Source organism: Pseudarthrobacter kochi (assembly GCF_055412805.1).
In genome coordinates, this window is record NZ_JBVAYV010000039.1 from 12,840 (window position 1) to 36,438 (window position 23,599).

Annotated in this window: 20 protein-coding genes, 2 tRNA genes and 1 riboswitch; of the genes, 3 read left to right on the forward strand and 19 right to left on the reverse strand. The window is 68.2% G+C overall.

Going from position 1 to position 23,599, the window contains the following annotated elements:
* Window positions 1-120 precede the first annotated feature (120 nt).
* A complete protein-coding gene (gene metE / locus ACZY0Y_RS16015; protein ID WP_463959091.1) occupies window positions 121-2,463 on the reverse strand; it encodes a 5-methyltetrahydropteroyltriglutamate--homocysteine S-methyltransferase in 2,343 nt (780 codons plus the stop codon).
* Window positions 2,464-2,510: 47 nt separating this feature from the next.
* Window positions 2,511-3,485, reverse strand: coding sequence for a methylenetetrahydrofolate reductase (locus ACZY0Y_RS16020; protein ID WP_463959093.1), 975 nt, complete (start codon window positions 3,483-3,485; stop codon window positions 2,511-2,513).
* Between the two features lie 422 nt (window positions 3,486-3,907).
* On the opposite strand from ACZY0Y_RS16020, the gene ACZY0Y_RS16025 reads away from it, so the two are divergent.
* Complete coding sequence (locus ACZY0Y_RS16025; protein ID WP_024368356.1) at window positions 3,908-4,111, forward strand: hypothetical protein; 204 nt, start codon at window positions 3,908-3,910, stop codon at window positions 4,109-4,111.
* A gap of 57 nt (window positions 4,112-4,168) precedes the next feature.
* Here the strand turns inward: ACZY0Y_RS16025 and ACZY0Y_RS16030 are convergent, their stop codons facing one another.
* From ACZY0Y_RS16030 to ACZY0Y_RS16045, 4 genes are all read right to left on the reverse strand, one after another.
* Complete coding sequence (locus ACZY0Y_RS16030; protein WP_463881433.1) at window positions 4,169-5,422, reverse strand: ROK family transcriptional regulator; 1,254 nt, start codon at window positions 5,420-5,422, stop codon at window positions 4,169-4,171.
* Window positions 5,423-5,505: 83 nt separating this feature from the next.
* Window positions 5,506-6,696, reverse strand: coding sequence for a class I SAM-dependent methyltransferase (locus ACZY0Y_RS16035; RefSeq protein ID WP_463881430.1), 1,191 nt, complete (start codon window positions 6,694-6,696; stop codon window positions 5,506-5,508).
* A 47-nt stretch (window positions 6,697-6,743) separates the two neighbouring features.
* On the reverse strand, window positions 6,744-7,904 hold the full coding sequence (locus ACZY0Y_RS16040; protein ID WP_463959095.1) for an NAD(P)-binding domain-containing protein: 1,161 nt from the start codon (window positions 7,902-7,904) through the stop codon (window positions 6,744-6,746).
* A gap of 6 nt (window positions 7,905-7,910) precedes the next feature.
* Window positions 7,911-8,264 (reverse strand): zinc ribbon domain-containing protein YjdM, encoded by a 354-nt coding sequence (locus ACZY0Y_RS16045; protein WP_463881426.1) that lies wholly within the window; start codon window positions 8,262-8,264, stop codon window positions 7,911-7,913.
* Between the two features lie 86 nt (window positions 8,265-8,350).
* Between ACZY0Y_RS16045 and ACZY0Y_RS16050 the strand changes: the two genes are divergently transcribed.
* Window positions 8,351-8,809 (forward strand): DoxX family protein, encoded by a 459-nt coding sequence (locus ACZY0Y_RS16050; RefSeq protein WP_463959097.1) that lies wholly within the window; start codon window positions 8,351-8,353, stop codon window positions 8,807-8,809.
* A gap of 131 nt (window positions 8,810-8,940) precedes the next feature.
* On the opposite strand, the gene ACZY0Y_RS16055 is transcribed toward ACZY0Y_RS16050, so the two are convergent.
* From ACZY0Y_RS16055 to ACZY0Y_RS16115, 13 genes are all read right to left on the reverse strand, one after another.
* Window positions 8,941-9,013 (reverse strand) — tRNA-Ala (locus ACZY0Y_RS16055).
* A gap of 212 nt (window positions 9,014-9,225) precedes the next feature.
* Window positions 9,226-9,298, reverse strand: a tRNA-Ala gene (locus ACZY0Y_RS16060).
* A 138-nt stretch (window positions 9,299-9,436) separates the two neighbouring features.
* Entirely contained in the window at window positions 9,437-9,838 is a 402-nt protein-coding gene (gene rsfS, locus ACZY0Y_RS16065) for a ribosome silencing factor (protein ID WP_463959099.1), read from the reverse strand.
* A gap of 88 nt (window positions 9,839-9,926) precedes the next feature.
* Window positions 9,927-11,177: a hypothetical protein gene (locus ACZY0Y_RS16070; protein WP_463881416.1), complete on the reverse strand. Its 1,251-nt coding sequence runs from the start codon at window positions 11,175-11,177 to the stop codon at window positions 9,927-9,929.
* Window positions 11,178-11,184: 7 nt separating this feature from the next.
* Window positions 11,185-11,829 carry a nicotinate-nucleotide adenylyltransferase gene (nadD, locus tag ACZY0Y_RS16075; protein WP_237393979.1) on the reverse strand — a complete coding sequence of 215 codons (645 nt, stop codon included), beginning with the start codon at window positions 11,827-11,829 and terminating at the stop codon, window positions 11,185-11,187.
* A 55-nt stretch (window positions 11,830-11,884) separates the two neighbouring features.
* Entirely contained in the window at window positions 11,885-12,124 is a 240-nt protein-coding gene (locus ACZY0Y_RS16080; RefSeq protein WP_463881413.1) for a hypothetical protein, read from the reverse strand.
* A gap of 80 nt (window positions 12,125-12,204) precedes the next feature.
* Window positions 12,205-13,551: a glutamate-5-semialdehyde dehydrogenase gene (locus tag ACZY0Y_RS16085; RefSeq protein WP_463959101.1), complete on the reverse strand. Its 1,347-nt coding sequence runs from the start codon at window positions 13,549-13,551 to the stop codon at window positions 12,205-12,207.
* A gap of 26 nt (window positions 13,552-13,577) precedes the next feature.
* Window positions 13,578-14,726 carry a glutamate 5-kinase gene (proB, locus tag ACZY0Y_RS16090; RefSeq protein ID WP_463959103.1) on the reverse strand — a complete coding sequence of 383 codons (1,149 nt, stop codon included), beginning with the start codon at window positions 14,724-14,726 and terminating at the stop codon, window positions 13,578-13,580.
* The gene (gene obgE, locus ACZY0Y_RS16095; RefSeq protein WP_463881405.1) at window positions 14,716-16,305 is read right to left on the reverse strand and encodes a GTPase ObgE; all 1,590 of its coding nucleotides are present in this window, start codon (window positions 16,303-16,305) and stop codon (window positions 14,716-14,718) included. Before obgE ends, proB begins: the two co-directional genes overlap by 11 nt.
* 118 nt (window positions 16,306-16,423) lie before the next feature.
* Complete coding sequence (gene rpmA / locus ACZY0Y_RS16100; RefSeq protein ID WP_120949928.1) at window positions 16,424-16,687, reverse strand: 50S ribosomal protein L27; 264 nt, start codon at window positions 16,685-16,687, stop codon at window positions 16,424-16,426.
* 61 nt (window positions 16,688-16,748) lie between these two features.
* Window positions 16,749-17,057 carry a 50S ribosomal protein L21 gene (gene rplU, locus ACZY0Y_RS16105; RefSeq protein WP_024368343.1) on the reverse strand — a complete coding sequence of 103 codons (309 nt, stop codon included), beginning with the start codon at window positions 17,055-17,057 and terminating at the stop codon, window positions 16,749-16,751.
* Between the two features lie 353 nt (window positions 17,058-17,410).
* A complete protein-coding gene (locus tag ACZY0Y_RS16110; protein ID WP_463959105.1) occupies window positions 17,411-18,994 on the reverse strand; it encodes a bifunctional hydroxymethylpyrimidine kinase/phosphomethylpyrimidine kinase in 1,584 nt (527 codons plus the stop codon).
* Window positions 18,977-19,074, reverse strand: a riboswitch (TPP riboswitch). (Overlaps the previous gene by 18 nt.)
* Window positions 19,075-19,178: 104 nt before the next feature.
* On the reverse strand, window positions 19,179-22,364 hold the full coding sequence (locus tag ACZY0Y_RS16115) for an Rne/Rng family ribonuclease (protein ID WP_463959107.1): 3,186 nt from the start codon (window positions 22,362-22,364) through the stop codon (window positions 19,179-19,181).
* Between the two features lie 473 nt (window positions 22,365-22,837).
* On the opposite strand from ACZY0Y_RS16115, the gene ACZY0Y_RS16120 reads away from it, so the two are divergent.
* Complete coding sequence (locus ACZY0Y_RS16120; RefSeq protein ID WP_463881397.1) at window positions 22,838-23,509, forward strand: vitamin K epoxide reductase family protein; 672 nt, start codon at window positions 22,838-22,840, stop codon at window positions 23,507-23,509.
* Window positions 23,510-23,599: the final 90 nt, after the last annotated feature.

Sequence of the window (23,599 nt, forward strand, 5' to 3'; positions counted from 1 at the left end):
TCCGTAACGGCCCTTTTGGGGGTTCTAAAGGGCCACAGCTCAGCAGTCGATGGGTGACAACGTACGACGGCGGCCGGTCACCTGTGAAAGGTGGCCGGCCGCCGCTGGTTAAGCCTGGTGCTACTTGGCCGCTTCGAGCAGTCCGGCGCGGACCGTCTTGGTGGCCGTGACCAGGTTGCGCAGGGACTCTTCGGTCTCGGCGTAGCCGCGGGTCTTCAGGCCGCAGTCCGGGTTGACCCAGAGCTGGCGGGACGGGACGTGCTTGACGGCGGTGCTGAGGAGCTCGGTGACTTCCTGCTCGCCCGGGACGCGCGGCGAGTGGATGTCGTAGACGCCCGGGCCCACGCCGCGGCCGAAGCCGTGGGACTCGAGGTCGTGGACAACCTCCATGCGGGAGCGGGCGGCCTCGATCGAGGTGACGTCGGCGTCGAGGCCGTCGATCGCGTCGATGATGGCGCCGAACTCGGAGTAGCACAGGTGCGTGTGGACCTGGGTGGCATCCCCTGCGCCGGCGGTGGCGAGGCGGAAGGACTTCACGGACCAGTCCAGGTAGGCGGCCTGGTCGGCCTTGCGCAGCGGCAGGAGTTCGCGCAGGGCGGGTTCGTCCACCTGGATGATCTTGATGCCGGCGGCTTCGAGGTCGGCGATCTCGTCCCGGAGGGAGAGGGCCACCTGGTTGGCGGTCTCGCCGAGCGGCTGGTCGTCGCGGACGAAGGACCAGGCGAGTATGGTGACCGGGCCGGTGAGCATGCCCTTCATCGGCTTGTTGGTGAGGGACTGCGCATACTTGGCCCATTCCACCGTGATGGGGGCGCTGCGGGTGACATCGCCCCACAGGATTGAGGGACGGGTACAGCGGGAGCCGTAGGACTGGACCCAGCCGTGCACGGTGACGTCGAAGCCCTCGAGGTTCTCGGCGAAGTACTGGACCATGTCGTTGCGCTCGGGCTCGCCGTGGACCAGGACGTCGAAGCCGAGCTCTTCCTGCAGCTGAACAACGCGCTTGATCTCATCCTTCATCAGCTGCTTGTACTGCTCGGTGCTGAGCTCGCCCTTGTTGGCGCGGGCCCGTGCGGTGCGGATTTCGCCGGTCTGCGGGAAGGAGCCGATGGTGGTGGTGGGCAGCGGCGGCAGGTGCAGGGCCTCGGCCTGCGCGGCTTCGCGGACGCCGTACGCGGAACGGCTGAAGTCGGAGTCGGTCAGGGCGGCGGTGCGGTTCCGGACCTCGGCGCGGCGGACGCCGGCGGCCGCGGCGCGGTCGGCGATGATGCGGGTGGCCTCGTCGATGGCCGGCCGGACGGTCTCGGGGTCACCCAGCAGGCCGGCGAGGGTGACAACCTCGGTGACCTTCTGGTCGGCGAAGGCGAGCCAGCTGCGCAGCTGCGCGGAGAGCTGGACTTCCTCGTCAACGTCGTGCGGGACGTGCTGCGTGGAGGTGGAGGTGCTGATGGCCAGGCTGGCGACGGACTTCTTCAGCTCGGCGATCTTCTCCGCTGAGGCGGCGAGGTCGTTGAGCCAGATGTTGTGGCCGTCCACGACGCCGGCGACCAGGGTCTTGGTGCCCAGGGCGGCGAGGGCAGCGGCGGACGGGACCTCACCTTTGAAGACGTCCAGGTGCAGGGCGTCGATGCCGGTCGCGGCAAGGGTGCCGAGCTGGCCGTTGAGCGCACCGTACGGGGTGGAGACGAACAGTTGCGGGCGGTTCGCGGCGGCGGAGAGCACCTCGTAGGAGCGGGCGACGGCGGCCTGGACTTCCTCGGCCGGGGTGTCCTGGTCCACCACGAGGGCGGGCTCGTCGAGCTGGACCCAGCTGGCGCCGGCGGCGGCAAGCTTCTCCAGGAGTGCGGTGTACACCGGCAGGACGTCCTCGAGGCGGGACAGCGGGCTGTAGCCGGCCGGGGCATCGTCTGAGGCCTTGCTCAGCAGCAGGAACGTGACCGGGCCGACGATGTACGGGCGGGTTTCCACCCCGTTGGCGAGTGCGTACTCGAATTCCTCGACGATCCGGTTGGACGTGAGCGAGAAGGTGGTTTCCGGGCCGATTTCCGGGACGAGGTAGTGGTAGTTGGTGTCGAACCATTTGGTCATTTCCAGGGGCTGCTGGTCCTTGTTGCCGCGGGCGAGGGTGAAGTAGCCGTCGACGTCGAGCTGGCCCTCGGCGTTGAGGAGGTTGCCGAAGCGGGCGGGCACGGCGCCGAGGTGGGCGGCGGCGTCGAGCACCTGGTCGTAGTAGGAGAAGGTGCCGGGGACGGCGGCGGCTTCGGTGAGGCCCAGGCCCTGGAGGCGCTTGGCGGTGCCGAGCTGGATTTTCTTGGCGGCGGCGTCCAGGGCGGCGGCGTCGATTGTGCCGGCCCAGTAGGCCTCGACGGCCTTCTTCAGTTCGCGGCGGCGGCCGATGCGCGGGTAGCCCAGGATCGAGGCAGCCGGGAACGGAGTGGCATTGAGCGTGTTGTTTTCAGTCATGGCAAAGTCCTAAGAGTTGGTGGCGTGGTGCGGAGGGAAGGAAGTGGTCAGCTGGCGAGCTGGCGGCGGCCGGCCAACCGCTGGTGGCTCCTGTGCCGGTTGCCGCTCCGCGGGCGGGGCAGGGCGAGTTTGTCCAGCACGTCGAGGGCTGCGGCGTGTTCGTTGAAGGTGTAGAGGTGCAGGCCGGGGGCGCCGGCGTCGAGGGCGGCGTTGGCCAGGTCCACGGTGGCGCTGACCCCGATCCGGGTGCGTTCGGCGTCGGTGTCGGCGGCGGCGAGCCGTTCGATGAGTTCCGGGGCCGGTTCGACGCCGGTCAGCTCGCTAAGCCGGGTGAGCCGGCGGACACTGGTGAGCGGCATCACGCCGGGGATGATCGGGATGGTGACGCCGGCCCGGCGTGCCCGGGTCAGCAGGTCCGCGTACTGCTCGGTGTGGAAGAAGACCTGGGTGATGGCGAAGTCGGCACCGGAGCGCTGCTTGGCCAGGAGCACCTCGACGTCGTGCGCCTCGCTCGGGGATTCCGGGTGCCGCGTGGGGTACGCCGCGACCCCGACGGCCACCTTGCCGGCACAGAGGAGCGCGGAGCGGCGCTGTTCGACGCGGCGGATGAGCTCGATCAGGTCCTGGGCGTAACGCAGCGATCCCTCGGGAGGGACACCGCCGTCCTTGGGCTGGTCGCCGCGCAGTGCCAGGATGCCGCGGACGCCGACGTCGAGCAGTTCGCCGATGATCTCGGCGAGCTCCTGCGGGGAGTTCCCCACACAGGTCAGGTGCGCCAGCGGCCGGAGAGTGGTTTCCTGGACCAGGCGGTTGATGAGTTCGACGGCGGTGTTCCGGTTGGAGCCGCTGGCGCCGTAGGTTACGGAAACGTAGTCCGGATCCGTGCTTTCCAGTTCGCCGATGGTGGTCCAGAGCGATTCCGCGGCTGCGGGCGACCGCGGCGGGAACAGTTCATAGGACAGGGCGACCGGAGCCGTTCCGGCAAGATTTGGATGGCTGTCAATAAGGCTTGGTGGAGACATTTGCGTCCTTGGCTGTGAACACCGACGGCTGTGCCCGGACAACGGGGGCCGTCGGTGAATTGAGTTTGGGGAACACGGAGGAAACTCCAGCAGGACGCAGCCGCGACTGTTACGCCTGATACGAAGTTGTCCGTGAGCAAATGTCAGGCCCACATGGGGGCACCCACACCCTCCCGGGCCGCCATGGGGTGACCTTCAGCGGAGGATCGCTGACACGTTACTGAGGTAACTTGGATAGAACTTTACGGACCACCCGGGAGTCGTTCAAGTCGGTCCCCGAATTAAGACGCAGCTTTACGGCATATTTCGGTCACGGACAGAACATTGTTCGCCCCGAGGCTCATCATGGCCACTGCGTGAGCGGTCCGCGACAGCTGCCGGAGGCACTCCCCATCGTGCCCGCGCAGGACTATCCTTTTGCCATGATCCAGCTTCCAGCCAGCTACCAGGAGTATCTCGCCGGCAAGAGCGAGAGTTTCATCAACACGGTCCGGCCCATCCTGATGCAGTCCGCGGCGGACAAGGCGCACGGTGTCAAGGTGTCCTACAACCGCGGCCCCACGGGCCACCAGGCGCACGTGGACGAGTCCATTCCCTTCGGCACCGTCGTCGAAGACATCGACTGACGCCGGAGTGCTGGGTCGGGTCCGCCGGTTCAGTCCGCCGGGTTCAGTCCGCCGGCTCTAGCCCTCCAGCAGGAGCCGCTGCGATCGGGGTGCCAGCGTGTGTTCGAGCACGAGGCAGGCGGCGCCGATCGCGCCGACGTCCTCACCGACACCGGTGCCGACGACTTCGATCTCATGGATTTTCCGGGTGGCGCTGCCTTCGCGGACGAGCTCCGGGATCCGTTCGAGGTAGCGCTGCGAAAGGCAGGTCCAGAAGGGTCCGCCGAAAACAACACGGTCCACGTCCAGGGCGTTGGTGACGGCGGAGACCGCACGGGCCACCAGCACGGCGGAGTGGTCGATGATCGCTTCTGCCCTCGGGTCCCCGGCGCCGGCCGCGGCACACAGTGCCGCAAAACTCTCCTGGATGGCGGAGCCGGTCACGGCCTCCAGCGGGCCCTCCAGCACACCGGCCTCGACGGCCCGTGCCACCAGCACCTGCGGAATGCAGGAGGACTTGACGCAGCCGCGCAGGCCGCAGTCGCACGGCGGGCCATCGGGATCAACGATGATGTGGCCGATCTCGCCGGCGTTGCCGGAGGTGCCGCGGACGACTTCGTCGTTGAGCACAATCCCGCAGCCGATTCCGGTGCCCATGTACATAAAGACGAAGCTTCCGGCGCCGCTCGGACCGCCGGCCCAGGTCTCCGCCACGGCGGCACTGGTCACGTCCTTGTCCACGATGGTGGACAGCCCGGTGGCCGCGGCCAGGGCGTCGCGGAGCGGTACGCGGTCCCAGCCGAGCAGCAGCGGCGGGTCAACGACCGTGCCCTCGTCGAGGTCGATCGGTCCGGGCGAGGCGATCCCCAGGCCCGCGATCCGTGCCGGGTCGACGCCGGAGTTTGCGATGAGCTGCTTGATTTCGGCGGCGATGGTGTCGATGACGGCCCCGGGATCCGTGCCGGCGGGGGTCTTCATCCGGGAATGCTTGACCACCGCTCCGACCAGGTCCAGCAGCACAAACGTTGTCACGGCCGGATCCAGGTGGACGCCAACGGCGTACATTCCGGAGGACTTGAGCCTGAGCATGGTCCGTGGCTTGCCCGGCCCGGTGCCTTCCTTGCCTGCCTCGTAGATCAGCTCCTGGTCCAGCAGCCGGCGGGAGATATTGGAGATGGTCTGCGGGGACAGGCCAACGATCTGGGCCAGTTCCACCCGGCTGAGGCCGGCCGGGGAACGCCGGATGGCGTCGAGGATCACCGTGAGGTTGAAGTCCCCCATGCGGGGCAAATTGGTTCCGCGCCTCGGCGAGGGCTGGCGGATCTCAGACACTGATACCCCTAAACGTCTTTGGCTGCGCACTGCTTATGTCAGAATCGTACGTTACGCCCCTGTGACCGCCCACAAGCCCTCCTTCACACTTCGGCGGATTTGCGGGTGCTTGCCGTCACCGTGAATTTTGGGTTCCTGCCGACCTCCCGGGTGGGGCCGACCAGCCGCTCCAGCGCGGGCCGGTAGTGCAGGTGGCTGTTGAACACCGTCCAGAGTTCCCCGCCCGGTGCGAGGACCCGTCCGGCCGCCTCGATCAGTTTGATGCCGGCCCCGGCATGCACTGCCGCACCGACGTGGAAGGGCGGGTTGAGCAGGATCAAATCGGCGCTGGCCGCCGGCAGCGAGGCCATGGCGTCGTCCTGCAGGACAGTGATCTGGCCTGCGAGGCCGTTGGCCTGCGCGGTCGCCCGGGCGGAGTCGACGGCGGCGGCGGACTGGTCCGTCGCCGTGACCAGGGAACCGGGGTTGCTGCGGGCGTACATGGCGGCGAGGATTCCGGTGCCGCAGCCCAGGTCGATCGCATGCCGCGCCGGCGGCATCTGGGGCAGGAAGTCCAACAGGAACCGGGTGCCGATGTCCAGCCCGGTGCCGGCAAAAACGGCGCCGCGGGCGCAGACGGTCAATCCGAGCCCGGCGTTGACCTCCGTGACGGGGAACGTCGGGGCGCCGGTGGCAGCTCTGGGAACCCGGGCGAGAAGGACCCGCGACTTCTGGCGGGCATGCTGCGGCTGGACGTCGCTGAAGTGGCGTTCGAGCACGGCGTTCATGCCCAGGCTCATGTGTTTGACCCGGCCGCCGGCCAGCAGCACGACGTCGGGCGCGGCATGGCGGGCGACGGCGTCGGCAATCTCCTCCAGCTCCGCGAGGGACTTGGGCAGCTGGAGCAGCACCACGGTGGCTCCGGACAGGAGCCCGGCGCCGAGCGGCAACTGTTCGAAGCCGCCGTCGACGCCCAGCTTCCCGGCGTTGTTGCGGAGGGCACGTTCACCGGTGATGAGGTCCTGGTGCACCCGGACCGGACCGTTCACCAGGCCGGGTCCGTCCCCGTCGGGGTTCGGTCCGCCCAGAGCCAGCGCCCCCAGGGTCAGGGCGCCGTAGCGGTCCCCGATGATGGCGAGCCTGCCGCCCGGGCGCAGGAGCCCGGCCGCCAGCATGTCGCGGGCCGTGTCCAGGAGCAGCGTGTCCGTGGCGTCCCAGGCCTGCAGGTTGGCCGCCTCCACATCCGGGAACCTGCCCAGCCGGGAGAAGAGGGATTCGAGCTTGTTGTCCGCCACGCGCGAGCTGCCGCCTTTTGGTGAGTGGGGTATGTGAGTCTGGGTGTTCAGGCCCGCTGAGTGAGGGCCCCTGCCAACTTATCCTGCTCTCCCAGGAAACGCAGGATGCCCGCCACCGCGGCCCGGCCGGCACGGTTGGCTCCGATCGTGGACGAGGACGGTCCGTAGCCCACCAGGTGGACCCGCGGTTCCGCGGCCACCTGGGTGCCGTCCATGGCGATCCCGCCGCCGGGGCCGCGCAGGTGCAGCGGGGCGAGGTGTTCCAGTTCGGCGCGGAAGCCGGTGGCCCAGAGGATCACGTCGGCGGCCAGGAAGCTGCCGTCCGCCATCTGCACTCCCCCGGGCCTGATATCGGTGAACATGGGCTGGCGCTCCAGGACACCGCGGGCGGCGGCCGCCCGCAGGGCCGGAGTCCAGATCAGGCCGGTCACGGCGACGACACTCTGCGGCGGCAGGCCCTGCCGGACGCGCTCCTCGACCAGCGCGACGGCGTCGTGCCCGGCCTGGCGGTCGAAGGCGGCATCCCGCCAGAGGGGTTCCCGGCGGGTGAACCAGCTGGTGGTGGTGACCTGGGAGATCTCGTCGAGCAGGCCGACGGCAGAGATGCCACCGCCCACCACGATGACGTGCCGGCCGCGGAATTCTTCGGCTGAGGCGTAGTCCGCGACGTGCAGCTGCCGTCCCTGGAAGGTGGCCTGTCCCGGGTAGATCGGCCAGAACGGGCGGGTCCAGGTGCCGGTGGCGTTGATGATGGCCCGGGCGGACCAGTCGCCGCGGGGGGTGGTGATCCGCAGCCGCCCGGCCGGGTTGTTGTCCTCCCGGGAGACGGCCCGGACTTTGACGGGACGTTCGATGGCCAGGGCGAGCTGGTGTTCGTAGCCGTCGAAGTACCGGGTCAGGAAGCTTGAGCTGGCTTCCTCCGGATCGACGGAGGGTTGCGGGATACCAGGCAGGTCGCTGATGCCGTTCACAGTGGCCATGCGAAGGCTTTTCCAGCGGTGGCGCCAGGCTCCCCCGGGGCCGTCTTCAGCGTCGAGGACGATGTAGCTCATGGCCCGCCCGCCGGATGGTTCAAAGCCTTCCGGAGCGGTCCCTGCCGGGACCAGGCCGCGGCGCAGCAGGTGGTAGGCGGCGGAGAGCCCGGCCTGGCCCCCGCCAATGGCCACGACGTCGGCGGAGCGGACCGGGACGTCAATCCCTGCGGACATAACTGCTCAGATCTTCTTGACCACGCTGGATTTCAGCTGCATGGGGCCGACGCCGTCGACCTTGCAGTCGATGTCGTGGTCGCCGACACCGTTGACGAGCCGGATACCCCGGACCTTGGTGCCCACTTTGATGACGGTGGAACTGCCCTTGATCTTGAGGTCCTTGATGACCGTGACGGTGTCGCCGTCGGCGAGGATGTTGCCGACGGCGTCCTTGATCGGCTTCGCTTCCTGGTCGCCGGGCTCCGTTTCCGCGGCGGGCGACCATTCATGTGCGCACTCGGGGCAGACCAGGAGCGCCCCCATCTCGTACGTGTATTCGCTGGAGCATTCAGGGCACGGGGGCAGGGTCTCATTCACGTCCTCAACTTTAGTCGAGCAGCCCGGCCAGATGCCCAGGAAGCGGCATTGCTAAGCTGGCTCCACCAAACAGAAGGCGGCACCCCATGGCTCACACCCCGGTTAGGCCCAAGGACACGAATTCCCGGCTGGGCTCCGGCTCGCGGACCGCCGGGCGGCTGGTGCTGGGCGGGTTCCTGATCCTGGCCGGCGTCAGCCACCTGGGCTGGGCACGTGAGGCGTTCCGCGCCCAGGTGCCGGCCTGGCTGCAGCTGGACGTCGACTTTGTGGTGGTCGCTTCCGGCCTGGTGGAGATCGGACTGGGACTGGGCCTCTTGCTGCTCAGGCGCCGGCGGGTGGCCCTGGGGTGGATAGTTGCGGCCTTCTTCGTGGCGGTCTTCCCGGGGAACATCTCGCAGTTCGCTACGGGCACCGATTCGTTCGGCCTGAACTCGGACGTGAGCCGCGGAGTCCGACTGCTGTTCCAGCCGCTGCTGGTGCTGTGGGCCCTGTGGTCCACGGGCGCGTGGCGGGCCTGGCGGGAGAGCCGGCGCCGCGGCAGGTGACACGGCTGGCGGGTGTCCGCGCCGAGCGGAGACCCCGGTAAGACGGAGACCCCGGTAAGACGGCGACCCCGGTAAGACGGAGACACCCGTACAACAAAGGAGGCCCTGCTCCATGAGCAGGACCTCTTCGGTGGAGCTGAGGGGACTCGAACCCCTGACCCCCTGCATGCCATGCAGGTGCGCTACCAGCTGCGCCACAGCCCCGAATTTGCCGCAGAAATCTGTCCTGCAAAGGACTGTCTTCCCTGAAGCAACCTGTTTATCTTAAACCACAATTCCGGTTCACGCGAATCGGCGCGCCCGGCCGCGCTGGAATTCCGGCAAGACCCCATGCACACAGACTTACTCCGCACCATGGCGGTAACCCGGCAATAAAAAAATCCGCCGGAATCTTTCGATTCCGGCGGATTATCCGGTGGAGCTGAGGGGACTCGAACCCCTGACCCCCTGCATGCCATGCAGGTGCGCTACCAGCTGCGCCACAGCCCCGAATTTTCGTTGCTCCGACCCCGTCAGCTCACGCTTCCGGTCCCGGGATTTTGTCCGGATCTCTCCGAAGCAACTCAAATATCTTAGAACAGCCTTTCGGAAAATTCCAAATCGGGCATATTCCGCTACTCCGGGCTGCTACTCCGCGTCGGAGGCTGCGGTGGCCTTCGCGGACGCGTCGTCGCCGAGCTGCAGGTCCACGACGGGGCAGTCCTTCCAGAGGCGCTCCAGGGCGTAGAACACGCGGTCCTCCTCGTGCTGGACGTGGATGACGATGTCGCCGTAGTCGAGCAGGACCCAGCGGCCGCCGGAGCGTCCTTCACGGCGGATAGGCTTGAGCTCGAACTTGGAGAGTTCGTCTTCAACGCCGTCGACGATGGCGTTGACCTGGCGCTCGGACGGTGCGGAGGCAATCAGGAAGATGTCGGCCAGGGCCAGCCGTTCGCTGACGTCCATGGCGACGATGTCCTCGGCGAGTTTTTCCGCGGCAGCTCGGGCTGCGTGGCGGGCTGAGGCGATGGATGATTCTGTTGCAGTCACGGGACTCCTTGTTGGGGTGAAAAAGCTTGTGTTGTTGAAATGCGTGGAATGGCTGTCTGCCGGAAGGCAAGGCCACGAACGAAGGTGCTTAGCCGGAGAGGCCGGTGATGATCAGTGTGATGCCGGCAATCAGCGCAATGACGCCGAGGGCCAGCACCGCCAGCTGCACGAGGCGCAGACGCCGCGCCCGGCCGAGGCCGGCGGTGTCCGCGTCGAGGGGATCGAGCCCGTAGGCGGTGTTCGCGGCGACGGGTGGCCTGCCGGTGAAGTCCTCCTCGGACATGCCCGCGGAGTGGATCCCTGCCGCGGGCCGGGACACTACCTGCGGTGCCGAGGCAGCCTTGGCGGCGGCTTCGGCGCGGGCAAGCACGCCGGCGCGGCCGGATGCAGAGCCCGCAGCCCCCCGCCGTGGTGCACCCTGACGGCGGGTACCGGACTTCCGGGACGGCTCAACCCGGGGGCCCGCGTTGGTGACGACCGGAACGTACGACGTGGCAGGGCGCTTCAAGACGGGCCGCTCCACGCCGGGGACCTGGACGAACTCCAGGGGTGTGACCATCGCCAGGTTGTTGGCTGTGGTGGGGTCATTCCGAGCCGGTTCCGGCGCGCTGGCCTGTTCGGCCAGCTTCTGCTTGGCGGCGGCCCGGCGGTTCAGGACGGCGGCCCGCTCGGCCAGGGCGATCTGCTCCGCCAGGACCTGAGGATCGACGGCGTCGGGGTCCGTGGCGTTGATGTGCTCCATCTTGGCCAGCTGGTTCTGGGCCTGCTGGGCCAGGAGTTCCCGTGCGGCGAGGGCCTGTTCCACGGTCATCCCCGCGGGACCCTGACCGCCTGGGCCGGCGGGGGCGCCGTCGGCCGTCCGCCCGGCGGCTTTCGCGCTGTCAGCGGGAGGGCTGTCCACGCCGGGCCGGGGGACGATCGGGGTGGCCCGGGTCCGGGGCGAGGCGGGGACGATCAGGTTGGCGGCGGTCGCCGGGGACGTTTCGGCGGCGAGCTGCAGCAGTCGGAGCTGGCGCCTGGTGGGCTGTCCGCCGCCGGCGAGGTTGCCTTCTTTTTCGGCGAGTTCCTTGATGGTGCGCAAGGTGGCGCGGTCCCGGGCACGGACCTGCGAGGACCGTTCCGAGCCGGCGGTGTTGCGGGCCGAGTCCACGGGTCCGGGAATCCGGCGCCGGCCGGTGACTTCCGCTTCGGTGGGCTCGCCGGGATCAACAGGGGTTTTCGAGGCAGGCCGAACCGCGCCGGGACCTGGGGGTCCAGGCTCCTGGTTCGCTTCCAGGCGTTCATCTCTGGCCTGTCGCAGTTCGCGACGGCTGCGGATTGGTGGCTGTTCCTGACTCATTGCAAACTCATTCGGTGCTGGCGGGTTGGGCTATCTCGGTGCTGCGGTCATAGCGGACGGCGCCATTGCCGGCGGAAGTGTCCCCGGTGTCCGGGTCGCCGCCGTATAGTCCGTACTTGGCGATGTACTGCACCACGCCGTCGGGGACGAGGTACCAGACGGGGTTCCCTGCCGCAACCCTGGTGCGGCAGTCCGTCGAGGAGATCGCCATCGCGGGAACCTCGAGCAGGCTGACGTCCTTGCGGCCCATTCCATCCAGGACATGGCCTGGCCGGGTGACGCCGACGAAGTGCGCGAGCGACCACAGTTCGTCGATGTCCTTCCAGGACAGGATCTGCGCCAGGGCGTCAGCGCCGGTAATGAAGAACAGGTCCGCGTCAGGGCGCAGCGTGTGCAGGTCCCGGAGGGTGTCGATCGTGTATGTGGGCCCGGGCCGGTCCACGTCCACCCGGCTGACGGTGAAGCGCGGGTTGGACGCCGTGGCGATGACGGTCATGAGGTACCGGTGCTCGGCCTCGCTGACCTTTTTGCTCATCTTCTGCCAGGGCTGGCCCGTCGGCACGAAGACGACCTCGTCCAGGTCGAACTTGGCTGCGACCTCGCTGGCCGCGACAAGGTGGCCGTGATGGATGGGGTCAAAGGTGCCGCCCATCACACCCAGACGCAGGCGGCGCTTGGCGCCGCGCTGCTTCACGATGGCGGAAATATTAGTGGCCTTGGCTGTGATCGTGCTTGTTCGGGTGCTGGCGGTGCGGATCCGCGTGCTCCTGCACGGCTTCGTGGCGCCTGCCCAGGTTGCCGTAGGACAGCGTGACGAACAGCAGGACCATAAGGAGCGCGAACATCACGCCGCCGACGACGATCGGCGGCGCAATAATCGGTGCGAGTTCCTCGTGGCCTGTTCCGCCCGCGGCGGCGACGATTGTGGCGATCTGCTGCGACAGCATGTTCTCCCCTAGTGAGTTCAAGATTTGACGACGGCGGGTATCCCCGCCGTTCCGGACTTCTGTTCCATGTTACAGCGTTGCTAGGCCCTGATCTGGCCCTCGCCCTGGACGATCCACTTGGTGGTGGTCAGTTCCGTCAGGCCCATGGGGCCACGGGCGTGCAGCTTCTGGGTGGAAATGCCCACTTCGGCGCCCAGACCGAGTTCGCCGCCGTCGGTGAAGCGGGTGGACGCGTTGACAATCACAGCGGCCGAATCGACCTCGGCGATAAACCGCTCGGCGTTGCCGAGGTCGTTGGTGAGGATGGCCTCAGTGTGGCCGGTGGACCAGGTGCGGATGTGCTTGACGGCGTCGTCCAGGCTGTCCACCATGGCCACGGCGAGGTCCAGGTCCATGTACTCGGTGGCCCAGTCCTCGTCTGTGGCGGGGACGGAGTCGACGGAGGCCGGCAGCGCGGCGCGGATCCGTTCGTCGGCATGGAGCGTGACGCCGGCGGAGCGGAGGGCGGCGGCGACGGCGGGCAGCACGGTCGAGGCGGAGTGGACCAGCAGGGTTTCGACGGTGTTGCAGACGCTGGGCCGCTGGGTCTTGGCGTTCAGCAGGATCTCCACGGCCATGTCCTCGTTGGCGGAGGCGTCCAGGAAGATGTGCACATTGCCTTCGCCGGTCTCGATCACGGGGACCTTGGCGTTCGCCACGACGGACTGGATAAGGTCCCGGCCGCCGCGGGGAATCAGGACGTCGACCCGTCCGCGGGCGCGCATCAGGGCGTTGGCGCCTTCGCGGCCGAACTGGTCAACGCTCTGCACGGCGTCGGCGGGCAGGCCCACCGACTCCAGGGCGTCGCGGAGCACTGCAACGAGGGCTTCGTTGGTGGCGGCAGCGGCGGTCCCGCCGCGGAGGATGACCGCATTGCCGCTCTTCAGGCCGAGCCCGGCGATGTCGACGGTGACGTTGGGCCGGGCCTCGTAAATGGCTGCGACCACGCCCATGGGGACATTGACCTGGCGCAGCCGCAGTCCGTTGGGCAGGGTCTGGCCGCGCACCACGTTGCCGACCGGGTCGGGAAGGTTGGCGAGGATTTCCAGCGCGGCGGCGAGGCCCTGGATGCGGGCGTCGGTGAGGGTGAGCCGGTCCAGCATGGCCGCGGACGTGCCGTTGGCTCTTCCGGCCGCTACGTCCTTGGCATTGGCGGCGAGGATGTGGGCCTTGCGCTCCAGCAGTGCAGCGGCGATGGCGCGCAGCCCGCGGTCCTTCCACGCCCGGTTGGCGCGGGCCATCCTGCGGGAGGCCTGGCGGGAGCGGTCGGCGATGGCGTGGACGGCTGCCACGACGTCAAGTTCCGCCGGTCCGTCCGCGGGGAGGAGACCGTCGGCAAACAGCTTCTCGGCGAGCACGGCAGAGCGGGGGGTCAGGGCCTCAGTCATGCTTCCAGTTTAGGCGAGCGGGAGGCTTAGACCAGCACCAGATCGTCAACATGAACAACTACCCGGTCATATCCGCGGCCGAGCGTCTTGCCCAGCTCTTTTGTGGAGCGGCCCAGCATCTGCGGCAGCTCCCCGGCGCCGTAGTTGACCAGGCCGCGTGCGATGACGGTGCCGTCGGATGAGACCATCTCCACGGCGTCGCCTGCCTCGAAGTGTCCGTGCACGGCGGATATGCCGGCCGGGAGCAGCGAGGTGTGGCGGTCGCGGACGGCCTGGACGGCGCCGTCGTCGAGCACCAGCGTGCCCTCCACGGAGGCGAGGTGCGCCAGCCAGAGGAGGCGGACCGGTTTCCGGGCGCCGTTGATGGAGAACCAGGTGCCCACGTCCTGGCCCGCCAGCGCGGCGGCGGCGTTTCCGGTGGAGGTGACGAGGGCGGGAATGCCGGAACCGGCGGCAATGGTGGCCGCTTCCACTTTCGTGACCATTCCCCCGGTGCCGGTGCCGGCTTTGCCGGTACGTCCGATGCTGACACCCTCCAGGTCCTGCGGACCGGTGACATGGGAGATCGGCCGGGCGCCGTGCGCGGGCGGGCCGTCGTAAAGGGAATCGACGTCGGAGAGCAGCACGAGGGCATCGGCGCGGACCAGGTGGGCCACGAGGGCCGCGAGCCGGTCGTTGTCGCCGAAGCGGATCTCGTGGGTGGCGACGGTGTCGTTCTCGTTGACCACGGGCACGACACCGAGGCTGAGCAGCCGGTCGAGGGCGCGCAGGGCGTTGGTGTGCTGGCTGCGGCGCATGAAGTCTTCGGCGGTGAGGAGCACCTGGCTGACGGTGACGCCGTGGGCGCCGAAGGCATGCGTGTAGCGGGCCATCAGCAGGCCCTGGCCCACGCTCGCGGCCGCCTGCTGGGTGGCTAGGTCGCGGGGACGCTTCGCCAGCCCCAGCGGGGCGAGCCCGGCGGCGATCGCGCCGGAGGACACCAGGATGATCTCGGTTCCGGCGTTGCGCTTGTGGGCGAGGGCGTCAGCGAGGTCTGTCAGGGCCTCTTCCGAGATGCCGCCCTTGATGGACGTCAGGGACGACGATCCCACCTTGACCACAATCCGGCGGGCGCCGGAGAGCACGGACCGGTCGGGGGCCGTAACGGCAGGCACAGTGACGGCTTTACTCGTCATCTGTTGCGCCCAATCCACTCTCCTTGAGCGGTTTGGCGACCCGGCGGCTGCTGACGGATTCGGTCCAGATGCCGGCCTTGCGCTCGGCTTCGAGCTCGGCGCGGGCCGCGGCCTTGGCCTCGCGGCGTTCGACCTGTTCGTCGCGTTTCTGCCCACGGGTGGGACGGTCGCCGATGTCAGCGAAGCGCACGTCGGTGCCGCGCGGGGCGGCCAGCAGTTCGGCGCCGGCCATCATGGTCGGCTCCCAGTCGAAGACGACGCCGTCGTCCTCGCCGATGACCACCATGTCGCCAGGTTTGGCACCCTGCTTGAAGAGTTCATTTTCGACGCCGAGCTTGGCCAGGCGGTCGGCGAGGTAGCCAATGGCTTCCTCGTTGGTGAAGTCGGTCTGCTTGACCCAGCGCACGGGCTTGTCGCCCAGGACCCGGAACAGCGGCTCCAGGTTCTTCTCCTCGCGGCGGATCTTGAAGCCGGACTCGTTGACGGCGCGGGGCTTGAGCACCGGGGCGTGTACCTTCGGCGGGGCGGCAGCGAGGGCGTCGCGGGCCGCCTGGACGATTTCTGCCATGGCAAAGCCAAGCTGGCGGAGGCCCTCGTGGCTGGTTGCCGAGATTTCGAAGACCTTGTAGCCACGGGATTCAAGTTCCGGGCGGACAAATTCTGCCATGTCCTTGCCGTCCGGCAGGTCCACCTTGTTCAGCGCGATCAACCGGGGGCGGTGGTTCAGCGGCACGACTTCGCCGTCGGCCCCGCTGTAGCTCATGTCCACGGCGTATTTTTCCAGCTCGGCCTCGATGACGGCGAGGTCGGAGAGCGGGTCACGGTCGGACTCGAGCGTGCCGCAGTCGAGGACATGCACGAGGGCGGCGCAGCGCTCGACGTGGCGCAGGAAGTGGTGGCCGAGGCCCTTGCCTTCGCTGGCGCCTTCGATCAGGCCCGGGACGTCAGCGATGGTGAAGCGCACCTCGCCGGCCTGGACGACACCGAGGTTCGGGATCAGGGTGGTGAAGGGGTAATCGGCGATCTTGGGCCGGGCGGCCGACATGGCGGCGATCAGGCTGGACTTCCCGGCGGAGGGGAAACCGACGAGGGCGATGTCGGCGATGGACTTCAGTTCCAGGACGACGTCGCTGGACTCGCCTTCGATGCCGAGCAGCGCGAAGCCGGGCGCGCGGCGCTTCTGCGAGGAGAGCGAGGCGTTGCCGAGGCCGCCGATGCCGCCGGCGGCTGCGATGTATTCGGCGCCGTCGCTGACGAGGTCGGCGAGGACTTCGCCGGACTTGGACTTGACCACGGTGCCGACGGGGACCGGCAGGATCAGGGTTTCGCCGTGTTTGCCGGCTCGCCAGTCGCCCATGCCGGGGCCGCCGTTGGTGGCGTGGCGGTGCGGGGCGTGGTGGTAGTCCAGCAGGGTGGTGGTCTGGGGGTCAACACGCAGGATGACGTCACCGCCGTTGCCGCCGTTGCCGCCGTCAGGACCGCCCAGCGGCTTGAACTTCTCGCGGTGGACGGAGACACAACCGTGGCCGCCGGTACCGCCGGATACGTGCAGTACTACCCGGTCTACAAAGCTAGCCACGTGGATCTCCTCAGTGCTGTTCCCTCAGGTGTCCAAAGACGCCCAGGATGATTGTAATGCGGTTAAAACACCGGTGGAGCGGACCTAATGGCCCGCCCCACCGATTTAAGACTTGTTGTTACTCTGCAGCTGCAGCAGTCACAATGTTTACCACGCGACGACCGCGGCGGGTGCCGAACTCGACAGCGCCGGGGGTCAGGGCGAACAGGGTGTCGTCGCCGCCGCGGCCAACGCCGGCGCCCGGGTGGAAGTGGGTGCCACGCTGGCGGACGATGATCTCGCCTGCGGAAACTACCTGGCCGCCGAAGCGCTTGACGCCGAGGTACTGGGCGTTCGAGTCACGACCGTTGCGAGTGGAACTCGCGCCTTTTTTATGTGCCATTTGGAAATGCCTGCCTTAAAATTCTGGGGAATCTGCTGAAAACCTGAACAGTAACGAGTAGTTACTTGATACCGGTGATCTTGACCTTGGTCAATTCCTGACGGTGACCCTGGCGCTTCTTGTAGCCGGTCTTGTTCTTGAACTTCTGGATGACGATCTTGGGACCGCGAAGGTCCTCAAGGATCTCAGCCGTAACCTTTACCTTGGCCAGGTCCGAAGCTGCAGACGTGACCTTGTCACCGTCTACCAGGAGCAGTGCGGGCAACTCAAAGGTGCTGCCGGCTCCACCGGGGACGCGGTTCAGGGTAACGAAGTCTCCAACGGAAACCTTCTCTTGGCGGCCGCCTGCGCGGACAATCGCGTACACCACTGGGGAACTCACTTCTCTCGACGTTTATTACTAGATTTGCGTGCGGAACCTGGGTCCAAAGTTTATGGTCCGGCTCACGCTGTGCCTCTACGCCGGTGGGTTCCCCGGGGGGACCCATGAGCTATCCCGTGGACAATCGCACCTGAAATCAAGTGGAGCGTCCTCAAGGTCATAACCCAAGTGTTGGCGTAAGCACCGAAGATCTAGACTACGCTAATTTTGCCTTCGGCCGCAAATGAGGCTGGTTCCGAAGGGAGGTACGTGATAGGCGCCACCCTGTATGGACAGGACGTTGCCGCAACGACTTCCGGAACCGTGCCCACCTATCGTACAGGCTCCCCGGGCACTGCACGTCAGGCGTGCAGCCGCGGCGCGTCGAAGAAGTCAACCTCGTAGCGGGCGGACTGCCGGAAAGCCAGGGTCATGGCCTTCCGTTCACTCGGCGAGGCCGCCCGGGCCGCGGCGTCGGTGTGGGCGATGGCCTGCCGGGTGGCGGCGGCGAACTCCTCATCGGCGTAGGTGCGCAGCCACACCGCGTAGGGGTGCGATTCCGGGGCGCCTGCGGCGAGGAACTGCGCGTGCAGGGCCTCCCCTACTTCGGCGTAAAGCCAGAAGCACGGCAGCACGGCGGCCACGAGCACCCCGTAACTGCCGGAGACCGAGGCGGCCAGCAGATGGTCCACGTAGGACTTGGTGACCGGTCCGGGCGTCACGGTGGCCGTGCGGCCCTTCAGCCAGGTCCGGTGCAGCTCGGATTCGACGTCGAGGCAGTTCTGCGCGGAGCGGGCCCAGAAGAGCTGTTCGGCCTCCGTGGGCGCGATCGCGGCGGCGCGGGACAGGACCCGGGAATAGCCGTTCAGGTAGAGGGCGTCCTGGGCGAGGTAGTACGCAAACTCCTGCTCCGGGAGCGATCCGTCGGCCAGGGCCTTGATGAAGTCCAGGCCGTAGATCGCCTCGAGGTCCGCGGCGGCGGCGTCCCGGAGCGCGAGGGCGAATTCACCCTCGGCCGGTACCCGGCCTGTCCTGCCGTGGGCCTCGGTCTGCTGCTGGACGTGGTGGAAGTGATGGACCGGGCCGTTGCCGCTGCCGACGTCGAGGTCCGCCGAGGTACGCAGCGCCTCCTGCAGCCAGGGCTTGACCTCCCGGAGTGCAGCCTCCCAGTCGCCGACCCTGGCCTGTACGGTTGCCATCGCCGAGGACAGCGAGCAGCCGGTGCCGTGGCTGCTGCGGGTGGGCACCCGCTCCCCCGGCACCACCACGACGTCCTGGGCCAGGAGTCCGGCGGTGTTGACCAGCGCGTCCGGGCACCCGCCGTCGTTGCTGTGGCTACCGGGATCGCCGTCGAGGTGTCCGCCCTTGACCAGTACCGTCGTGCCGGTGTGGGCGGCGAGCCGCTTGCCCTGTTCCAGCGCGGCGGCCCAGTTGCCCGCGACGGGTTCTTCGAGCAGGATCGCGAGTTCGGCGAGGTTGGGCGTAATCAGGTCCGCGTACGGCAGGAGCGCCTGCAGGGCCGCCTCGGCGGACTCCTCCAGCAGCCGGTCACCGCTCGTCGCCACCATCACGGGGTCCAGCACGACGACGGCGGGCCGGACCTTCTCCAGCCAGCTGCGGACGGCGTCGATCACGGCGGCATCCCCCAGCATCCCGATCTTGACGGCATCGATGCTGATGTCCTCGCTGATCGCGTCGAGCTGGGCGGTCAGGAAGTCCGCCGGCGGGACGTGGACGGCGCTGACGACTCGGGTGTTCTGCGCGGTCAGTGCGGTGATGGCCGCCATGCCGTAGCCGCCATGCGCGGCAATGCTTTTGAGGTCGGCCTGGATCCCGGCCCCGCCCGAGGGGTCGGAGCCGGCGATGGCGAGCACCCGCGGAATGCGGGGGGCCGCAGGGGCGGGGACAGCAGGAAGAAACGATGAGGCGGTGGTCACGGGAGACATCCCTTCGCCGGTGCTAACCGGACAGGTTCAACGGGTCTGGATCTCAGCCGGCTCGATGCGCGGCACCCCGTGTCAGGGATCCAGCCTAGCCGCATCCCTTAACGAAGTCGCGGGCACGGCCCGGACCTGGCGCATTGCTACGCGGTCCGGACCGCACCCGCGGCCTTGCTGAAGTGTTCCGGTGCTAGAGCTCCGAGGCCGGGACGCCGACGCCGAGGATGATCGGCTCGTTCGCGGCAGGCTTGGCCGCCGGCGTGGTTGCGGCCGGGACCTTGGCCTCGTGCACCGAAACGGCTGCCGCCTGCGGAGTTTCCCGGCGCTGTTCCACCGAGGTCTCATTGGCTGCACCCTGGGCGCGGCTGGCGCTGCGGTTGCGGCGTCCGCGGCGGGCGCGGGAGGTGCCGGCCTCGGTTTCCGCCTCGGTCTGGGAACCCGGTGCCTGGGCGCGTCCCGGGCCGGTTCCGCCCGTGCGGGCCGGAGCTGCCGCAGCGGTCCGGGCTACCGGCGCTTTACCCGCGGGAGCCTTGGCTGCCGGTTCCTGCGCTGCCGGGGCTGCCTCGGCTTCACCCAGGTGGGCGAAGGCCTCGGTCAGCAGGTCCAGGGTCAGCGCGGGTGCAGTCGACTCGTCGGCGTGCTCCACGAACGGCAGGGCGACCTGCTCGCCGCCGAACGTCAGCACAGCGGCGGGACGCCCGGCCGCTTCCTCCGTCGCGGCCAGCTCGACAGCCGCCTCGACAGCGGCCTGGCGGGCCCCGGCATCGGCAGCGGCGGCTGATTCGCCGTCGTGCAGGTGTGCAGCATGTGCCGCGGCGGCGATGTTCGCCAGCGCCGCGCGGGTTGCCTCAGCCTTGGCGTGGCGCTCGGCCTCGGTGGGCTCGGCGTGCACTGCTGCCGGTGCGGTCTGTTCGTCCGTGCCCTGGCCGCCCCGGCCGCGGCGGCGGCTCTTGCGTTCGGTCCGTGCAGCAGGCTGGTGCTGCTCGGTCCGGGGGACGTGGTGCTCGGCGGCAACCACGTTGGCGCGGCGGTGCTCCACCGGCTCGTCATGGGTGACGATGCCGCGGCCGTCGCAGGCTTCACACTGTTCGCCGAAGACTTCCAGCAGCCCGGTGCCCATCCGCTTGCGGGTCATCTGCACGAGGCCCAGCGAGGTCACCTCCGCCACCTGGTGCTTGGTCCGGTCCCGGCCCAGGCATTCCACCATGCGGCGCAGGACGAGGTCGCGGTTGGATTCGAGCACCATGTCGATGAAGTCGATCACGATGATGCCGCCGATGTCGCGGAGCCGGAGCTGCCGGACGACTTCCTCGGCCGCTTCCAGGTTGTTCTTGGTGACGGTTTCCTCAAGGTTGCCGCCGCTGCCGGTGAACTTGCCGGTGTTGACGTCCACCACGGTCATGGCTTCGGTGCGGTCGATCACGAGGGAGCCGCCGGAAGGCAGGAAGACCTTGCGGTCCAGGGCCTTGTGGATCTGCTCGTCGATGCGCCAGGCCGCGAAGATGTCCGTGTCCTTGGTCCACTTTTCCAGCCGGCCCACGAGGTCCGGTGCCACGTAGGTGACGTAGGCCTCGATGGTGTCCCAGGCTTCCTCGCCGGAGACGATCAGCTTGGAGAAGTCCTCGTTGAAGACGTCGCGGACCACCTTGATGGTCAGGTCCGGTTCGCCGTAGAGCAGCTCGGGGGCCAGGATCTTGGTCGAGGTCGACTGGCCCTCGATGCCTTCCCACTGGGCGCGGAGGCGGTTGATGTCGTGCGTGAGCTCTTCCTCGGACGCGCCCTCGGCGGCGGTGCGGACAATGACGCCCGCATCTTCCGGAAGGCGGTCCTTGAGGATCCGCTTGAGGCGGTTGCGTTCGACGTCGGGCAGCTTGCGGGAGATGCCGGTCATGGAACCGCCGGGTACGTACACGAGGTAGCGGCCGGGCAGTGAGATCTGGCTCGTGAGGCGGGCGCCCTTGTGGCCGACCGGGTCCTTGGTGACCTGGACCAGCACGGAGTCACCGGACTTCAGTGCGTTTTCGATCCGGCGCTGCTTGCCCTCGAGGTTGACGGATTCCCAGTTGACTTCACCGGCGTAGAGCACGGCGTTGCGGCCGCGTCCGATGTCGACGAAGGCGGCTTCCATCGACGGCAGGACATTCTGGACCTTGCCCAGGTAGACGTTGCCGATCAGGGAATCCTGCTGGGTCTTCGAGACGAAGTGCTCGGCCAGCACGCCGTCCTCGAGGACGCCGATCTGGATTCTGTCGTCGCGCTGGCGGACGATCATCTGGCGGTCCACGGACTCGCGCCGGGCCAGGAACTCGGCCTCGGTGATGACAGTGCGGCGGCGGCCGGTGTCGCGGGATTCGCGGCGGCGCTGTTTCTTCGCCTCGAGCCGGGTGGAACCCTTGAGGGATGTGACACGGTTGTTCACCGGGGCCTCGGTGGCCGCACGGGGGGCGCGGACACGCGTCACCGTGTTGGGCGGGTCGTCGTCTCCCCCGCCGGTCAGTTCCAGGTCCTGGTCGCCACGGCGGCGCCGACGGCGGCGGCGCGAGGTCACGCCGTCTTCGAGCTGCTCCTCAGAGCCTTCTTCCGCTTCTTCTCCGGCATCGTCGGAGTCGCTTTCGACGCCCGGCTCGCTGTCGGATCCGCGGGTGCTGCGTCCGCGGCGGCCGCGGCTGCGGCGGCGACGGCGGCTTCCGGCGTCTTCGCCCTCGCCTTCTTCGCCCTCTTCTTCGTCGGCTTCCGCCACTGCGGCGGCAGCCGGGGCCGGTCGGACGACGGCGGTCAGGTCGGGTGCCTGGAAGATCATCGAGGTGACTGCTCCCGGCTCCAGGAAAAGCGAGGAGGCGGAGGGTGCTTCGGCGGGCGTCTCGGCGGTGGCCGTCCCGGTTGCGGCGGGGGCGGCTGCTGTGTCCGCGGCTGTGGGGGCCGCAGCGGTTTCTTCCTCTGCCGGGGCCTCTGCTGCAGGGGCCTCAGCCGCCGGTGCTGCGGCTTTGGCGCGGCTGGCCCGGCGCCGGACAGGCTTTTCCACCGGTACGTCAGCGGCCTGGGCGGCCGGGGTTTGGGCTGCCGGGGTTTCAGCGGCTGCGGGCTCGGCCGGGGCTTCGTCAGCGAAGGCCGGAAGGGGTTCGGCCGGTTCAGTGACCTTGCGGGCGCGGGAGCGGCGGACGGGTGCTTTGGCCTTGGCTTCGGCGGCCGGGGCCTCCGCCATGACGGCGGGAACTGCTGTATCCGCCGCCGTGTCCGCTGCGGTCCCAGTTTTGGGAAGGGCCTTGCGGCGGGTCCGGACGGGCCGCTTCGGCGGCGTGGCTACAGCTGATGCTTCGGCTTCTGCGTTCGTGACAAGCGCGTCTTCGTTGCCTGTTACAACCTGGTCATTATCCATATGTGGCGACACTCCTGCCCCTGACGTACCGCCACATCCGGCACCCGTTGGGGCAAATATTTGTCAACACCCGCGGGCATTGACAGAAGTCAATTGGATACCCTCAGGTTCGCACCGGCAGTGGGGTGCGGCAGCCCTGGAGGGCCGGCGGAATTGTTCTGAAACCCGTTGATCTACACGCCACAACCAGGTGCCGTCCAATGGCATTGCGGGACAGCCTGGATCAGAGGATCCGTGGCTCCCTGCTCATCATTGGCGGTCTTGGGAACAAAGTCGCCGGACCGGGACCCGGATGTGGATCGGGTTCCAGCCACGATCATTGTCTCACAGGACCCGTCAAAGCTGGCGTAAGCAAGGCATCCGGCCCCCACCGTGGACCGAATCCCTTATGAAGGCGCGGCGCCGCCCGGACGTCATCCAGTCTCCGACGATACAATCGCACCAATTGCACCCGACCGAAGGACAGTCATTCCATGCCCAGCATCTCCAGTGCCACCGGCGAGGCAGCCGCGCAGCAGCACAGCTCCAGCCCATCCGCCGCCGACCGGCCGCTGCCCCCGATGACCCGCGACCGCCCGTTCGCGTGGCTCCTGCTGATCACCGGCGTCGTCGGCTGGCTGGCCTCCGGGGCCCTGGTGCTGGAAAAGCTTGAGGTCCTCAAGGATCCCAGCCACGTGACGGTGTGCGACGTGAACCCGTGGATCTCCTGCGGGCAGGTCATGCAGACCTGGCAGGGCTCGGTGTTCGGCTTCCCCAACATGTTGATGGGCATCGTGGCGTTCGCGGTCATCATCACCACGGCCATGGGCATCCTCGCGGGAGCCACGTTTGCCCGCTGGTACTGGCTGGGCCTGCAGGCCGGCGTGACCCTGGGCTTCGCGTTCGTGGTCTGGCTCTGGTCACAGGCGCTGTACTCCATCCACGTCCTCTGCCCGTTCTGCATGATCGTCTGGGCCGCGATGATTCCGCTGTTCGTCTGGGTCACCGTCCGCAATGTGACCCACGGCGTGATCCGGCTGCCGGCCGGGCCGACCAGGATCCTGGGCGACTCGGGCTGGATCATCACGGCCCTGCTTTACGTCGCCGTGATCGCCACCATCTTCTTCGCGTTCATCCAGGTCTTCATCGGGACCTCCGGCTACTAGGCGCACGACCCGCGTTAAACCACCGCCGAGGGGGGGAAGGGGGGGAGAAGGGGGCGGATATCAGAGGAGGAAGAAAGTAGAACCAAGGGG